A 15,027-nucleotide genomic window follows, 5' to 3' on the forward strand; every position below is an offset into this window, starting at 1 on the left:
AAACATTATGCATCGTTTTGGTTTCACCCTGGCCGCAGCCCTGCTGTGCGCATCCACCGTCCATGCGGCCGCGCTGGACCAGTTCAAGACATTCGTCGGCTCGACCAAGGCCGCGCGCGGCGAATTCACGCAGACGCTGACGAAAAACGTCGACGGCGCGAAAAAGACGTCGGCGCCGTCGACGGGCACGTTCCTGTTCGCCCGTCCCGGCAAATTCATCTGGCAGTACCAGAAGCCTTACGAGCAGCTGCTGCAGGCGGACGGCGAGCAGCTCTACATCTACGACAAGGACCTGAACCAGGTCACCGTGAAGAAGCTGGGCGACGCACTGGGTTCGTCGCCGGCCGCCATCCTGTTCGGCAGTAACGACCTGGAGAAGAACTTCACGCTGTCCGAAGCGGGCACGCGCGACGGGCTGGAATGGCTGAAGGCCGTACCGAAGGCGAAGGACACGAGCTTCGAGCAGATCGCCATCGGCCTGAAGAACGGCCAGCCGGAAGCGATGGAATTGCGCGACAACTTCGGCCAGACGTCGCTGCTGTCGTTCAGGAAGTTCGAGAAGAATCCCGCCCTGTCCGCGACGTCGTTCAAGTTTGCGATGCCGAAGGGCGCGGACGTCGTCAACCAGTAAGGGTTGGTAGATAAGCCCATGGCCGATCTGTTCTCCACCGAGCCGCGCCAGCCACTGGCCGAGGCGCTGCGCCCGAAAACGCTGGACGAGGTGATCGGCCAGGGCCACCTGCTGGCCGAAGGCAAGCCGCTGCGCCTCGCTTTCCAGTCCGGCACGCCGCATTCGATGATCCTTTGGGGCCCGCCCGGCGTCGGCAAGACGACCCTGGCGCGGCTGACCGCCAACGCGTTCGACGCCGCGTTCATCGCGCTGTCCGCCGTGTTCGCGGGCGTGAAGGACATCCGCGCCGCGATGGAACAGGCGCAGCAGAATCTCGACCAGTACGGCCGCCATACGATCCTGTTTGTCGATGAGATCCACCGCTTCAACAAGGCGCAGCAGGATGCGCTGCTGCCGTTTGTCGAATCGGGCCTCGTCACGTTCATCGGCGCGACGACGGAAAACCCCAGCTTCGAAGTCAATTCCGCGCTGCTGTCGCGCGCGCAGGTCTACGTGCTGAAGTCCCTGACGGACGCCGAGATGCGCCAGCTGCTAGCCAAGGCGCAGAAGACGACATTGCCGCATCTGTCCTTCGATGAAGTCGCCATCGACACGCTGGTCGGCTTCGCCGACGGCGATGCGCGCCGCTTCCTGAACCTGCTGGAGCAGGCCGATACGGCCGCGCGATCGTCCGGCGTGACGAAGATCGACGCCAGGTTCGTCGAGAACGCGATGACCTTGAACGCGCGCCGCTTCGACAAGGGCGGCGACAACTTCTACGACCAGATATCGGCGCTGCACAAGTCCGTGCGCGGCTCCCACCCGGACGCCGCGCTGTACTGGTTCTGCCGCATGATCGACGGCGGCGCCGACCCGCGTTATCTTGCCCGCCGCATCATCCGCATGGCGTGGGAAGACATCGGCCTGGCCGACCCCCGCGCGCTGACGATGGTCAACGATGCCGCGGAAACCTACGAGCGCCTCGGCTCGCCCGAGGGCGAGCTGGCGCTGGGGCAAGCCGTTATCTACCTGGCCATCGCCCCGAAGAGCAATGCCGGCTACAACGCCTTCAACGCCGCCATGGCGCACGTCAAGAAGGACAAGTCGCGCGAAGTTCCTGTCCACCTGCGCAACGCTCCCACCAAGCTGATGAAGGAGCTGGGGTATGGGCACGAGTACCGCTATGCGCATGACGAGCCGAATGCGTATGCGGCTGGCGAGCGCTATCTGCCCGACGATATGGCCGAGCCGCGGTGGTACCAGCCGGTGCCGCGGGGCATGGAGGCCAAGATTGCCGATAAGTTGGCGTGGCTTAGGGAGCTCGATCGGGCTGCCGGGGAGGATTAGGTTGGTGCGATTAGGGCGCCTCTGTCGTGGCGTCCCGCGTAGCAGCCTCGACAGTTCTTGGTCTGTCCGCAGAGGTATCAATACACACGCGCGCCTCTTCCATTGCATGATCGGCGAGCCTTTTGCGTATTGCGATTGCCGCAGTTGCCCTGCGCCGGAATCGCCAGAGGTCGAAGGAAATGTAAGCAGCGAACGGGAGTAACAGGCCGAAATAGCCACGCTGCACAAAGAGCGCTGCATTGACGGCTGACTGGCGTTCAAAACCATCGGCATTACATAAGCCCGCAATCTCTGCATCGCTGAACCCCGATATACGTGCCAATTTTTTGCGGTCTTCCGTGCAGTGTGACAGAGCGAAGCCTTCACCTACTGCCACTGGGCTAGCGCGCCTATCATCCAACGTGAACCACCGCCCCGTGCTCTTAAAAACGAAAATTCCCTTATCGTATACGGTCAGAGCAGTGCAACCCACAGCCACTGGTGCGGCAAGCCATAGCGCTAGCTTTGACAGTTTTACCACCCATGGATCGGGGATATTTTTTCGCGAGTTCAGACCAGGTAAATCAAGATCGAAATATTCTTTTGCCGCCCCGATCCATTGAAGAGGGACATCGTAGAGTAATCCCCATTTAGAGATTTTCTCAACATGCGCAACCGTTCGCGCCCTAATATTGGTGTGAACTTGGAATTGACAGACTGCGGTTTCTGCGTCGAGGATCTTGCGAATAGACGCTTCGGGGCAATCGGCTTTACCAAAGGTGATGCGCCACAGTCTGGACATGAGCATATGGGTTGAACCGGTCCGTGACCAGATCAGCATTGCCACTGCAACGGCGAGAAGCAGCACGAATACTACTCCCCATTCCTTCAGCTCCAATGCGTACGCTATCGGTTCAAAGGTCAGCATATCAAGTTCCTCCGCTAATCAATTTTCCTGGTCAGTGTGCATCCGCCATTGTTACCAAAATTAGACGCGTTGTCGCGTCTATAGTTTCCGATCCGGCTGCATGCTATAGTCGTTTTGACATAAATCAAACAAAGCGGAGGACGCGTGCAGGTCAAAACCATCCAAGGCACAGAAGTCCTAATAGAAGGCACAGGCGAGGAAACCATCCTGATGCTGCACGGCTGGCCCGACACCCGCGCGCTGTGGGAGCCGCAGGTAGCGGCGTTCAAGGCCAACTACCGCTGCGTGCGCTTCACGTGGCCCGGCTTCGAGCCCGGCGCGCCAAAGCAGGAGCATCCGCTGGATGCGCTGATCGCGCTGTGCGAAGCGGTCGTGCGCGAAGTCAGCCCGGGCAAGCCCGTGATCCTGATGGTGCACGACTGGGGCTGCCTGTTCGGCTACCAGTTCGCAACGCGGCATCCGGAACTGGTCTCCCGGGTGGTCGGTGTCGATATCGGCGACGCCAGCTCACGCGACTTCCGCAAGGCCACGACGGTGCCGGCGCTGCTGGGCATCGTGTCGTATCAGCTCTGGCTGGCCGGCGCGTGGCGCGTCGGCGGGGGCGTGGGCGAGAACATGTCGCGCTGGCTGGCGCGGCTGATGGGCGTGCCCACTCCCGTGGACTCGATCACCGTGGCGAAGAATTATCCGTACTTCTCCATGTGGACGGGCAAATACAAGGCCGCGAAAACGTTCCGTCCCACGTGCCCCATGCTGTTCATCTATGGCAAGCGCAAGCCGTTCATGTTCCACTCGCCCCAGTGGGAGGCGATGCTGAACGCGCGTCCCGGCAGCCAGGCCATCGGCATGGATGCGGACCATTGGCCGATGCTGCGCCGTCCCGACGAATTCAACGCCATCGTGCTGCGCTGGCTCGCTTCCCAACCATCGAATGAGGCGCCGAATGCATCATCTGCTGTGCTATGACTATTCCGATGATTACCTGGAGCGCCGCGAGCAGTTCCGCGCGGAACACCTGAAGCTGGCCTGGGCGGCCGTCGAGCGTGGCGAATTGCTGCTGGCCGGCGCCGTCGGTGAGCCGGTCGACAGCGCTATCCTCGTCTTTACCATCGAGACCCCGGCCGCTGCCGAAGCGTTTGCAAAAGCCGATCCTTACGTCCTCAATGGCCTCGTCAAGCACTGGGCCGTGCGCAAATGGCACACCGTTGTCGGCGAGCTGGCCAGCAATCCGATCCGGTAAGAACGGCACAGTAAACATCCCCCGGGCGCCGGCTCCGGCGCCGCTTTTTCGCAGTTCATCCCCCGTTTTGCGCGCTCCGTCGGAACCCGATGGAGACGCAGAACGCCTCTAGGTACAGTACAACCATCGCAGCACACGTTGTCACCAACACCTCAGGGAGAACATCATGAACGCACTCAAACACATGGAAGCCATCTTCGTTGTCGCCGCCGCCGTCGCGCTCTCCGTGACGTTCGTCACGACCGAGCCGCAGCCGCTGGCGGTGTCCGCCGACCGCACCGTGGTCACGCAGAGCGAAGCGCCGATGCCGGTCGTGACGATTGCGGCCAAGCGCCTGACCGCCGCCGAAAAAGCCGCGCTGATCTGAGGCGGGGCGGGTGGGCGTCGTCTTGGTACAATTGCGGTTTCGACATTCGCGGCAATTCCCATGATAGACATCCAACTTCTCCGTAAAGACATCGACACCGTCGCCGCCCGGCTGGCGACGCGCAAGTTCCAGCTGGACGTGGCGGCCTTCAATGCGCTGGAAGCGGAACGCAAGGCGATCCAGACGCGCACCGAGGAACTGCAGGGCAAGCGTAATTCGCTGTCCAAGCAGATCGGCATGCTCAAGGGTAAAGGGGAAGACACGTCGGCCGTCATGGCGGAGGTGGCGGGCCTGGGCGACGAGCTGAAGTCGAACGAAGCGGCGCTGGCCGCCGTGCAGGAAAAGATGAGCGCCTTCATGCAGGCGGTGCCGAACCTGCCGCACGACTCCGTGCCTGCCGGGACGGACGAATCGGGCAACGTCGAAGTGCGCAAGGTGGGCACGCCGCGCGCGTTCGAGTTCGAGGTGCGGGATCACGTCGACGTGGGCGCGGCGCTGGGCCTGGACTTCGACACGGCCACGAAGCTGACAGGCTCGCGCTTCTCCGTGATGAAAGGCGGCATCGCCCGCCTGCACCGCGCCCTGGCGCAGTTCATGCTGGACACGCACACGGACAAGCACGGCTACACGGAGTGCTACACGCCGTACATGGTCAACGCCGACTCGCTGCTGGGGACGGGCCAGCTGCCGAAGTTCGAAGCCGACCTGTTCTCGGTGAAGAAGGGCGGCGCCGAAGGCGAGGGCGAGACGTTCTACCTGATTCCGACGTCGGAAGTGACGCTGACGAATACCGTGCGCGACGAGATCGTCGCACTCGATGCGCTGCCGCTGAAGATGACGGCGCACACGCCATGCTTCCGCTCCGAAGCGGGCAGCTACGGCCGCGACACACGCGGCATGATCCGCCAGCACCAGTTCGACAAGGTCGAGCTGGTCCAGGTCGTTCATCCGGAAAAATCGTACGAAGCGCTGGAAGAGATGGTCGGCCACGCCGAAACCATCCTGCAGCAACTGGGCCTGCCGTACCGCGTGATGTCGCTGTGCACGGGAGACATGGGCTTCGGCGCCGCCAAGACATACGACCTGGAAGTCTGGCTGCCGGCGCAGAACACCTACCGCGAGATCTCGTCGCTGTCGAACTGCGAAGCCTTCCAGGCCCGCCGCATGCAGGCGCGCTTCCGCAACGCGCAGGGCAAGCCGGAACTGGTGCACACGCTGAACGGCTCCGGCCTGGCAGTAGGCCGCACGCTGGTTGCCGTGCTGGAGAACTACCAGCAGGCCGACGGCAGCGTCGAGATCCCGGCCGTGCTGCAGCCGTACATGGGCGGGCTGACGCAGTTGAAGGCGTGACGAAAAAAGCCCTTCACATTTGCTGAAGGGCTGCTATAATCTTGCCTTCTCGCAGCAATGTGAGAAAGGAGAGGTGGCAGAGTGGTCGAATGTACTTGACTCGAAATCAAGCGATGGGGCAACCCATCCGTGGGTTCGAATCCCACCCTCTCCGCCAGAACAAAAGAAAATGGCATCCCCTGCGGGATGCCATTTTTTTTGTCTGGACGGAAGAGGGTGGATTCGAAGACCACGCGCTTACCAGCGCGGGGGCTCTCCGAATCGCCCATCTGCCGCCGCTTCGCAGCGGCTCAGCGCGCCGAGGGCGCGCTTCTCAACCCACTTCAGAACGAGAGACGAGCGCGCAGCGCAAGGCTCTCGCTAATGCAGCGCGAAGCGCGCGCTGCGCGAACGCGCCAACCTGCGATCTGCTTAGCAGCGCCGGGAGGCGCTGCTAAGCAGATCGCTTCGCCAACGATTCCGACGATCCGGCAAACGGTGCGAGACCTCGGCATGATTTTGTGCACCGGCCATTCAACGCCAAGACTCCACAGTAAGAGTGAAAGAGCACCAGAATCCCACAGCCGAGATTTGACGCCATCAATATGGTGCTATAGAATAGTGCCTCTTGAGTTGAAAGCAACATTGTCAACGAAAGAAAGGCGCTTATCGAGTGCGCCCTGTAACACCAGGAGAGGTGGCAGAGTGGTCGAATGTACTTGACTCGAAATCAAGCGATGGGGCAACCCATCCGTGGGTTCGAATCCCACCCTCTCCGCCAGAACAAAAGAAAATGGCATCCCCTGCGGGATGCCATTTTTTTTGTCTGGACGGAAGAGGGGGATTCGAAGACGAGCGCTTGCCAGCGCGAGGCTATCCGAATCGCCCATCTGCTGGCCCCCCGCGCCAGCGTCGCGCGCCGAGGCGCGCGTCTCAAATCATTTCAGAAACTTCCCGCGCCGCTAAGAAGGAAGAGGGTGGAATTCGTAGACGAGCGCTTGCCAGCGCGAGGCTCTCCGAATCGCCCATCGGTTGGCGCCAGCGCCTTGTGCCAGGGGCGAGCGTCCCCACTCCATCCAACAAGAACCGTCCCGCCCGAACAAACGAGGCATCCCGTGGCGCAAGCCCCAGGGACCGATCGCAAAGCGCAAGCCACCGCCGAACGCGGCGCAACGCTGCCTGCACGCCTGATCCACTCCCGCGCCCCCCTTACAACGGCAACGCCAAAAAACCAAGCATCCCGGCGGAGATGTGAGCTAAAGTTAATCTCGCCGATAACCCTGCCGTGGCACCCGGAAAAGGGGAAGCCGGCAATAACGCCGTCCGGGCAATAATGCCGTCCGGGCGAAAACTCCAAGCACGTCCGAACCAAACCAACAAAAACGGAGACAAGCATGAACCTGAACCGCAGATCCCTCCTGCTGGCCGCCATCGCGGCGGGCTTCGGCAGCCTCCCGCTGGCAGCCATGGCCGCGCCATTGACCATCGGCTTCTCCCAGGTCGGCGCCGAAAGCGAATGGCGTACCGCCAATACCATGTCGATCAAGGACGCGGCGAAAAAAGCGCGCGTCAACCTGAAATTCGCCGACGCCCAGCAGCGGCAGGAAAACCAGATCAAGGCGATCCGCTCGTTCATCGCGCAGAAGGTGGACGTGATCGCCTTCTCGCCGGTCGTGGAAACCGGCTGGGATACCGTGCTGCGCGAAGCGAAGGCGGCGAAGATTCCCGTGATCCTGACCGACCGCACCGTCAACGTATCGGACGAGTCGCTGTACGTGACGTTCATCGGTTCCGACTTCGTCGAAGAAGGGCGGCGCGCGGGCCGCTGGCTGCTGGAGCATGTAAAGAAGAACTCGCCCGACAGCGCCGTCAATATCGTCGAGCTGCAAGGCACGGTCGGCTCGGGGCCTGCGATCGACCGCAAGAAGGGGTTCGAGGAAGTCATCGCGGCGAACAAGAAGCTGAAGATCATCCGCTCGCAGACCGCGGAATTCACGCGCAGCAAGGGCAAGGAGGTGATGGAAGCCTTCCTGAAGGCGGAAGGCAAGAAGATCAATGTGCTGTACGCACACAACGACGACATGGCCATCGGCGCCATACAGGCCATCGAGGAGGCGGGCCTGAAACCGGGCAAGGACATCGTCATCGTCTCGATCGACGGCGTCAAGGGCGCGTTCGAGGCGATGATCGCCGGGAAGCTCAACGTCACCGTCGAATGCAGCCCGCTGCTGGGACCCCAGCTGATGAAGGTGGCGGCCGACGTGGCGGCGGGCCGGCCGGTGCCGCGGCGCATCGTCACGCAGGAGGGCGTCTTCCCGGCGGAGGTGGCGGCAAAGGAACTGCCGAACCGTAAATATTAGGCGTCAGCCACCCAGCGGCATCGTCACGAACCACCACGGTGCCGCGCCGCCGATCCGGTATTCGCGCCCGTCGTAGCGCAGCATCACGTGTTCGACTTTGGCGGCGCCGGCGCCGTTGCGCCGGATCCTGATACTGACATCTAGGTCGGCGCAGCCGGCGTCGCTGTGGCAGCGCAGGCGAAGGCGCGTACGCCTGGGACCAGCCGCCAGGGCGTGGTGTCGAGCGGCACGCCGTCCGCGCCGCCGCACGGACCCGACCGGCAGGCGTTCAGGCTCAAGTCGGGCAGGTGGCCGTGTCGCGCTATCGTGCGCGCATGCAAGCCATGCTACATTCGGCCTCGTTCGCAACGACGAGGGCACCGATGCCGGACATTTCCGCTCTAGACCTGGCACGCATCCAGTTCGCATTCACGATGGCGTTCCACATCGTTTTCCCGGCACTGACGATCGGCATGTCCAGCTACCTGGCCGTGCTGGAAGCGTGCTGGCTACGCACGGGCCAGGCCGTGTATGTCGACCTGTATCACTTCTGGCTGCGCATCTTTGCCGTCACCTTCGGCATGGGCGTCGTGTCGGGCATCGTCATGGCCTACCAGTTCGGCACCAACTGGAGCTTCTTTTCCGAGTTCGCCGGCGGCATCACGGGGCCGCTGCTGGCCTATGAAGTGCTGACGGCATTCTTCCTCGAAGCGGGCTTTCTGGGCGTCATGCTGTTCGGCTGGACGCGCGTGGGACCGGGCCTGCATTTTCTCGCCACCTGCATGGTGGCCGTCGGCACGCTGATTTCGGCAACGTGGATCCTGGCGTCGAACAGCTGGATGCAGACGCCTCAGGGCCACGCGATCGTCAACGGCCGGGCGGTGCCGGTGGACTGGCTGGCCGTCATCTTCAATCCGTCGTTTCCGTACCGGCTGGCCCATATGGGCACGGCTGCCTACCTGGCGACGGCACTGTTTGTCGGTGCCGCCGGCGCATGGCACCTGCTCAAGGGGCACGACAATCCGGCGGTGCGCAAGATGCTGTCGATGGCAATGTGGATGGCGTTGCTGGTCGCGCCCATCCAGGCCGTCATCGGCGACTTGCACGGGCTGAACACGGCGAAGCACCAGCCGGCCAAGGTGGCGGCGATGGAAGGGCACTGGCAGAACGAGGGCGACGCGGCGCTGCCGCTGCTGCTGTTCGGCATACCGGACATGGCGGCGGAGCGCACCCGCTACGCCGTCGGCATCCCGCACCTGGGCAGCGTGATCCTGACGCACAGCTGGACCGGGCAGATTCCCGGCCTGAAGGAGTTCCCGGCGGACGAGCGGCCCAATGCGCTGATCGTGTTCTGGAGTTTCCGCATCATGGTCGGGCTCGGGCTGGCGATGATCGCCCTCGGGCTGTGGAGCCTGTGGCTGCGGCGCGGGGCGGCGCTGTACCGCCAGCGGCTGTTCCTGCGCTTTGCCGTCGTCATGGGCCCAAGCGGGCTGCTGGCCATCCTGGCTGGCTGGGTCACCACCGAGGTAGGCCGCCAGCCGTGGGTTGTCTACGGCCTGCTGCGCACGGCGGACGCGGTTTCGCCTCACAGTGCCGGCTCGCTGGCGCTAACTCTTGCGCTGTTCGTCGTCAGCTACCTGTTCGTGTTCGGCCTAGGCATCGCCTACGTGCTGCGCCTGGTGCGCAAGGGGCCGCAGGCGTTCGACCTGCAGGCGTCGCCGTCGGGCGGGCCGGGCGCGGCGCGCACGCCGGCGCGGCCGCTGTCCGCCGCGGAGGAAGGGCAATGAGCATGGACGTCGACGTTTCCGTGATCTGGGCCGGGATCGTTTTCTTCGGCGTCTTCATGTACGTCGTCATGGACGGCTTCGATCTCGGTATCGGCATGCTGTATCCGTTCGTGCCCGCGCGCGAGGACCGCGACACCATGATGAACACGGTGGCGCCGGTCTGGGACGGCAACGAGACGTGGCTGGTGCTGGGCGGCGCGGGCCTGCTGGCGGCGTTCCCCGTGGCCTACTCGATCATCCTGTCCGGCCTCTATCTGCCGCTGATTTTCATGCTGCTCGGGCTGCTGTTTCGCGGCGTCGCGTTCGAGTTCCGCTTCAGGGCACACGAGGGCGAGCGCCATATCTGGGACAAGGCGTTCATCGGCGGCTCGCTGGTCGCGGCGTTCTTCCAGGGCGTATCGCTGGGCGCCTTCCTGAGCGGCATCCGCGTCTCCGGCCGCAGCTATGCCGGCACCGTCGTCGACTGGCTGGCGCCGTTCCCGCTGGCGGCCGGCGTCGGCGTCATGATCGCCTATACGCTGCTGGGCTGTACCTGGCTGATCATGAAGACGGAAGGGCCGCTGCAGCAACGCATGATCGCCGTGGCGCGACCGTTCGCGTGGCTGATGCTGGCGGCCATCGCCGCTGTCAGCGTCTGGACGCCGCTGCGTCATGCACAGGTCGCCGAGCGCTGGTTCAGCTTCCCCAATCTCGCCTTCCTGTCGCCGGTGCCGCTGCTCGTGCTGGCTGCGGTGTTCTTCCTGTTGCGCTCACTGAGGCGTGACCCGCACCGGCTGCCGTTCCTGATGGCGCTGGCGGTGATTTTCCTTGCCTATGCCGGCATGGCGATCAGCATCTGGCCGCATATCGTGCCCCCCTACATCACGATCTGGGAAGCGGCGGCGCCGCCGTCGAGCCAGAAATTCACGCTGGTCGGCACCTTGCTGATCCTGCCGTTCATCCTGCTGTACACGGGCTGGTCGTACTACGTCTTCCGCGGCAAGGTGCGCGCGGGGCAGGGGTATCACTGATGGGTGGCGGACGCCTGTGGCTGCGCCGGCTGGGCTGGCTGGTCGTGCTGTGGGCGGTCGGCGTGGCCGCGCTGGGCGTTGTTGCGCTGGCATTGCGGCTGGCGATGCAGGCGGCGGGGCTGCGCTAGCCGCGGAGCAGCGCCTGACGGTGCAGTTTCGAGCGTATCCGGCCCCGCGCTGCCGGCGGCGACGTCAACCGTGCGACATGGGAGTGCTGCCAAGGCATAAACTTTCGCTGTGATTTTGTTAACCAGCGGAGAACTGCCAGTGCAGGGCCAGTCAGTACCTACGATTCAACCCGCGCCCACGGCGCCCGACACCGGGCGCAATGTCCCGCTGCCGCTGGCTTCCGAAGACCAGGCCAGGGCCGACCTGTACGCGTTGGCCGCGCGCCTGTTGCTGGCGCCGCCCGACGCGGCCCTGCTGGCCGACCTGGCCGCGGCCGATCCGATCCTGGGCAGCCAGGAAGAGCGTCCCCTGGAGGATGCCTGGGAAAAGCTCGTGCTGGCGGCCGGCATCACGGATGCCGACGCCGTCGCCGACGAGTTCAACGCGCTGTTCATCAGCCTGGGTACGCCGCCGCTCAATCCCTACGGTTCGCTGTACCTGTCCGGTTTCATGAACGATACGCCGCTGGCGCAGCTGCGCACCGACCTGGCCGCCCTGGGGCTGGCGCGCGTGGCCGGGGTGGCCGAGTTCGAGGATCACCTGGGCGCACTGTGCGAGACGATGCGCGTGCTGGTCATGCGCCGCACGCCTCTGGCGCGCCAGCAGCAGTTCTTTGAAGCGCATATCGGGCCGTGGCACGGCAAGTGCCTGGCCGATATGGAACAGGCGCCGGGCGCCGGCTTCTATCGCGTCGTGGCGGCGTTCGTCGCGGCATTCCTGACCATCGAAGCGCAGGCGTTCGCCGTCGACACCCCGTTCGACGAGGCCGCGCTGCCATAAGGACCATCATGAGCGACATTCCCTGTAACGACGACCAGCTGCGCGACGACCAACCGCGCGACGAACACCTGCGCACCCGCCGCGCCTTCCTGAAGGCGGCCCCGCTGGGCGCGCTGGCCCTGGTTGCCGGCGGGGCACCGGCCGCCGAGGTGGCGGCAGCCGCTCCCGTGCCCGCCGCGCCAACCACGTCGAAGGGCTATCACGAGACGGAACATATCCGCCGGTATTACCAGACCGCCGCCTACTGGTAAACACGCAACCGCACCACCGCCAGCCAGCCGCTCCGGCAAGCCAAGGATCAAAAGGTCACCACGAACATGTCCCTGCAAAAAATCACTCGCGACGACGGACGCCGTCGCCGCCGCTTCCTGATCGGTGCCGGCATCACGGCCGGTGCCGGCGCGCTGGCGCGCCACCTGCCGCTGAACGTCATGCAGCCGGCCGCCGCCGCGGACGCCGTGCCCGATGCACCCGTCAAAACGGAGATCAAGCACACGGTCTGCAGCCACTGCTCGGTCGGCTGCTCCGTCGAGGCGGTCGTCAGCAACGGGGTCTGGGTGCGGCAGGAACCGGCCTTCGATTCGCCGCTGAACATGGGGGCGCACTGTGCCAAGGGCGCATCCGTGCGCGAGCACGGCTTCGGCGAACACCGCCTGCGCTATCCGATGAAGCTGGTGAACGGCAAGTACACGCGCATCTCGTGGGACCAGGCCATCAACGAGATCGGCGACAAGCTGCTCACGCTGCGCCAGAAGTCGGGGCCGGACGCGCTGATGGTGATCGGCAGCTCGAAGCACAACAACGAACAGGCCTACCTGCTGCGCAAGTGGGTGTCGTTCTGGGGCTCCAACAACGTCGACCACCAGGCCCGCATCTGCCATTCGACCACCGTCGCAGGCGTCGCGCAGACGTTCGGCTACGGCGCGATGACGAACTCCTTCAACGACCTTCACTACAGCAAGGCCGTGCTGTTCATCGGCTCCAATCCCGCCGAGGCGCACCCGATCTCGATGCTGCACTTCCTGCACGCCAAGGAGCTGGGCGCGAAGATGATCGTCATCGACCCGCGCTTCACGCGCACGGCGCGCTTCGCCCACCACTATGTGCGCGTGCGGCCCGGCACGGATATCGCGCTGGTGTGGGGCATCGTCTGGCACATCTTCGCCAACGGCTGGGAGGACAAGAAATTCATCGAGGACCGCACCTACGGCATGGAAGAGGTGCGCAAGGAAGTGGCCAAGTGGACGCCCGAGAAGGTGTCGGACGTGACGGGGGTGCCGGAGGCGGCGGTGCGCACGGCGGCCGAGATGCTGGCGCTGAACCGCCCGTCGTCGGTGGTCTGGTGCATGGGCATCACGCAGCACCACGTGGGCACGGCCAATGTGCGGGCGCTGTCGATCCTGCAGCTCGTGCTGGGCAATATCGGCGTGCCGGGCGGCGGCGCCAACATCTACCGAGGCCACGACAACGTGCAGGGCGCCACCGACGTCGGCCCGAACGCCGATTCGCTGCCGGGCTACTACGGCCTGGCCGAAGGGGCGTGGAAGCACTTCGCCAACGCCTGGGGTGTCGACTACGAGTGGATCAAGAGCCGCTACGGCTCCAAGGAGCTGATGGAGAAGCCTGGGATTACCGTGTCGCGCTGGTACGACGCCGTCAACGAGGAAGTCCAGTACATGGACCAGCCCAGCACCCTGAAGGCGGTGTTCTACTGGGGGCACGCGCCCAACAGCCAGACCCGCCTGCCGGACATGAAGGCGGCCATGCAGAAGCTGGACATGCTGGTCGTGATCGATCCGTATCCAAGCCTGACGGCGGCGATGCACGGACGCCAGGACGGCGTCTACCTGCTGCCGGCAGCGTCGCAGTTCGAGACGCAGGGCTCGGTGACGGCATCGAACCGCAGCATCCAGTGGCGCGAACGCGTGATCCAGCCGCTGTTCGAGTGCAAGACCGACCACGAGATCATGTACCTGTTCGCCAGGAAGCTGGGCTTTGCCAATGAGCTGTGCAAGAACATCAAGGTGGTGCACAACGAGCCCGTGGTGGAGGACATCCTGCGCGAGATCAACCGTTCGTGCTGGACCATCGGCTACACCGGCTGCTCGCCCGAGCGCCTGAAGCTCCATATGGAGAACAAGCACACGTTCAACCCCACCACCTTGCGCGCCGATTACGGTCCGTGCAAGGGCGACTACTACGGGCTGCCGTGGCCATGCTGGGGCACGCCGGAAATGAAGCACCCGGGCACGCCGATCCTGTACGACCTGTCCAAGACCGTAGCCGAAGGCGGCTTGCCGTTCCGCGCCAACTGGGGCGTGGAACACGACGGCAAGTCGCTGCTGGCGGCGGACGGCTCCTTCAACAAGGGCAGCGAGCTCGATACGGGCTACCCGGAATTCGACCACGTGTTCCTGAAGAAGCTGGGCTGGTGGTCCGAACTGACCCCGCAGGAGCAGGCCCTGGCCGAAGGCAAGAACTGGAAGACGGACAATTCCGGCGGCATCATCCGCGTGGCGATCAAGCATGGCTGCGCACCATATGGCAATGCCCGCGCCCGCGCCCACGTGTGGAACTTCCCCGACCCCGTGCCGGTGCACCGCGAGCCGCTGCTGTCGTCGCGGCGCGACCTGGTGGCGAAGTACCCGACCTACGACGACAAGGCCAACTTCTGGCGCCTGCCCACGTTGTTCAAGTCCGTCCAGGCGGTCGACTTCTCGAAGGACTACCCGCTGATCATGACGTCCGGCCGCCTCGTCGAGTACGAAGGCGGCGGCGAGGAAACCCGCTCCAACCCATGGCTGGCCGAACTGCAGCAGAACATGTTCTGCGAAGTCAATCCGCAGGACGCGGCGCAGATCGGCGCCAGGGTAGGCGAATACATCTGGATCGAAACGCCGACGGGCGCGCGCCTGAAGATGATGGCGATGGTGACGCCGCGCGTCCCGCCGGGCATCGTCTGGATGCCGTTCCACTTCGGCGGCTGGTGGATGGGCGAGGACCTGGAAAAGCACTACCCGGAAGGCGGGGCGCCGGAAGTGCGCGGCGAGTCCGTCAACACGGGCTGGACGTACGGCTACGACGCCGTGACGATGATGCAGGAAACGAAGGTCTCGCTGTGCCGTCTGGCGCGCGCATAGGAA

General features: G+C 64.2%; 14 protein-coding genes and 2 tRNA genes. 15 read left to right on the forward strand and 1 reads right to left on the reverse strand.

Annotation, left to right across the window (positions count from 1 at the left end; translation table 11 throughout):
• Window positions 1-7: 7 nt before the first annotated feature.
• Window positions 8-631 carry an outer membrane lipoprotein chaperone LolA gene (gene lolA, locus E1742_RS25130; RefSeq protein WP_134387757.1) on the forward strand — a complete coding sequence of 208 codons (624 nt, stop codon included), beginning with the start codon at window positions 8-10 and terminating at the stop codon, window positions 629-631.
• Window positions 632-649: 18 nt separating this feature from the next.
• Window positions 650-1,957 (forward strand): replication-associated recombination protein A, encoded by a 1,308-nt coding sequence (locus E1742_RS25135; RefSeq protein WP_134387758.1) that lies wholly within the window; start codon window positions 650-652, stop codon window positions 1,955-1,957.
• A 10-nt stretch (window positions 1,958-1,967) separates the two neighbouring features.
• Here E1742_RS25135 and E1742_RS25140 read toward each other — a convergent pair whose 3' ends face one another.
• Window positions 1,968-2,864: a DUF6216 family protein gene (locus E1742_RS25140; protein WP_134387759.1), complete on the reverse strand. Its 897-nt coding sequence runs from the start codon at window positions 2,862-2,864 to the stop codon at window positions 1,968-1,970.
• 144 nt (window positions 2,865-3,008) lie between these two features.
• Between E1742_RS25140 and E1742_RS25145 the strand changes: the two genes are divergently transcribed.
• The 13 genes from E1742_RS25145 to E1742_RS25205 all read left to right on the forward strand — a co-directional run bounded on the left by E1742_RS25145 (window position 3,009) and on the right by E1742_RS25205 (window position 15,024).
• Window positions 3,009-3,830 carry an alpha/beta fold hydrolase gene (locus tag E1742_RS25145; protein ID WP_229466342.1) on the forward strand — a complete coding sequence of 274 codons (822 nt, stop codon included), beginning with the start codon at window positions 3,009-3,011 and terminating at the stop codon, window positions 3,828-3,830.
• A complete protein-coding gene (locus E1742_RS25150; protein WP_134387760.1) occupies window positions 3,808-4,104 on the forward strand; it encodes a YciI-like protein in 297 nt (98 codons plus the stop codon). The genes E1742_RS25145 and E1742_RS25150 overlap by 23 nt, the downstream gene beginning before the upstream one ends.
• Before the next feature lie 166 nt (window positions 4,105-4,270).
• Window positions 4,271-4,471, forward strand: coding sequence for a hypothetical protein (locus E1742_RS25155; RefSeq protein ID WP_134387761.1), 201 nt, complete (start codon window positions 4,271-4,273; stop codon window positions 4,469-4,471).
• A gap of 60 nt (window positions 4,472-4,531) precedes the next feature.
• Complete coding sequence (serS, locus tag E1742_RS25160; RefSeq protein ID WP_134387762.1) at window positions 4,532-5,821, forward strand: serine--tRNA ligase; 1,290 nt, start codon at window positions 4,532-4,534, stop codon at window positions 5,819-5,821.
• Between the two features lie 67 nt (window positions 5,822-5,888).
• Window positions 5,889-5,978 (forward strand) — tRNA-Ser (locus E1742_RS25165).
• A 513-nt stretch (window positions 5,979-6,491) separates the two neighbouring features.
• Window positions 6,492-6,581, forward strand: a tRNA-Ser gene (locus E1742_RS25170).
• 613 nt (window positions 6,582-7,194) lie between these two features.
• On the forward strand, window positions 7,195-8,160 hold the full coding sequence (locus tag E1742_RS25175) for an ABC transporter substrate-binding protein (RefSeq protein WP_134387763.1): 966 nt from the start codon (window positions 7,195-7,197) through the stop codon (window positions 8,158-8,160).
• A gap of 362 nt (window positions 8,161-8,522) precedes the next feature.
• On the forward strand, window positions 8,523-9,926 hold the full coding sequence (locus tag E1742_RS25180) for a cytochrome ubiquinol oxidase subunit I (RefSeq protein WP_134387764.1): 1,404 nt from the start codon (window positions 8,523-8,525) through the stop codon (window positions 9,924-9,926).
• A 2-nt stretch (window positions 9,927-9,928) separates the two neighbouring features.
• Window positions 9,929-10,936: a cytochrome d ubiquinol oxidase subunit II gene (gene cydB / locus E1742_RS25185; protein ID WP_134388351.1), complete on the forward strand. Its 1,008-nt coding sequence runs from the start codon at window positions 9,929-9,931 to the stop codon at window positions 10,934-10,936.
• Window positions 10,936-11,064 (forward strand): DUF2474 domain-containing protein, encoded by a 129-nt coding sequence (locus E1742_RS25190; RefSeq protein WP_134387765.1) that lies wholly within the window; start codon window positions 10,936-10,938, stop codon window positions 11,062-11,064. The genes cydB and E1742_RS25190 overlap by 1 nt, the downstream gene beginning before the upstream one ends.
• Window positions 11,065-11,203: 139 nt before the next feature.
• Window positions 11,204-11,884: a TorD/DmsD family molecular chaperone gene (locus E1742_RS25195; RefSeq protein WP_229466344.1), complete on the forward strand. Its 681-nt coding sequence runs from the start codon at window positions 11,204-11,206 to the stop codon at window positions 11,882-11,884.
• A gap of 8 nt (window positions 11,885-11,892) precedes the next feature.
• Window positions 11,893-12,135 (forward strand): formate dehydrogenase, encoded by a 243-nt coding sequence (locus E1742_RS25200; RefSeq protein ID WP_229466345.1) that lies wholly within the window; start codon window positions 11,893-11,895, stop codon window positions 12,133-12,135.
• Between the two features lie 66 nt (window positions 12,136-12,201).
• Window positions 12,202-15,024 carry a formate dehydrogenase subunit alpha gene (locus E1742_RS25205; RefSeq protein ID WP_134387766.1) on the forward strand — a complete coding sequence of 941 codons (2,823 nt, stop codon included), beginning with the start codon at window positions 12,202-12,204 and terminating at the stop codon, window positions 15,022-15,024.
• The last annotated feature ends 3 nt before the right edge of the window (window positions 15,025-15,027 follow it).

It is taken from the genome of Pseudoduganella plicata, from assembly GCF_004421005.1.
Lineage (GTDB): Bacteria > Pseudomonadota > Gammaproteobacteria > Burkholderiales > Burkholderiaceae_D > Rugamonas > Rugamonas plicata.

Bases quoted from the DNA above. Each gene is read 5' to 3' on its own strand.
- lolA (WP_134387757.1), top strand. From the start codon at position 8: ATGCATCGTTTTGGTTTCACCCTGGCCGCAGCCCTGCTGTGCGCATCC.
- E1742_RS25135 (WP_134387758.1), top strand. From the start codon at position 650: ATGGCCGATCTGTTCTCCACCGAGCCGCGCCAGCCACTGGCCGAGGCG.
- E1742_RS25140 (WP_134387759.1), bottom strand. From the start codon at position 2,864: ATGCTGACCTTTGAACCGATAGCGTACGCATTGGAGCTGAAGGAATGG.
- E1742_RS25150 (WP_134387760.1), top strand. From the start codon at position 3,808: ATGCATCATCTGCTGTGCTATGACTATTCCGATGATTACCTGGAGCGC.
- E1742_RS25155 (WP_134387761.1), top strand. From the start codon at position 4,271: ATGAACGCACTCAAACACATGGAAGCCATCTTCGTTGTCGCCGCCGCC.
- serS (WP_134387762.1), top strand. From the start codon at position 4,532: ATGATAGACATCCAACTTCTCCGTAAAGACATCGACACCGTCGCCGCC.
- E1742_RS25175 (WP_134387763.1), top strand. From the start codon at position 7,195: ATGAACCTGAACCGCAGATCCCTCCTGCTGGCCGCCATCGCGGCGGGC.
- E1742_RS25180 (WP_134387764.1), top strand. From the start codon at position 8,523: ATGCCGGACATTTCCGCTCTAGACCTGGCACGCATCCAGTTCGCATTC.
- cydB (WP_134388351.1), top strand. From the start codon at position 9,929: ATGGACGTCGACGTTTCCGTGATCTGGGCCGGGATCGTTTTCTTCGGC.
- E1742_RS25190 (WP_134387765.1), top strand. From the start codon at position 10,936: ATGGGTGGCGGACGCCTGTGGCTGCGCCGGCTGGGCTGGCTGGTCGTG.
- E1742_RS25200 (WP_229466345.1), top strand. From the start codon at position 11,893: ATGAGCGACATTCCCTGTAACGACGACCAGCTGCGCGACGACCAACCG.
- E1742_RS25205 (WP_134387766.1), top strand. From the start codon at position 12,202: ATGTCCCTGCAAAAAATCACTCGCGACGACGGACGCCGTCGCCGCCGC.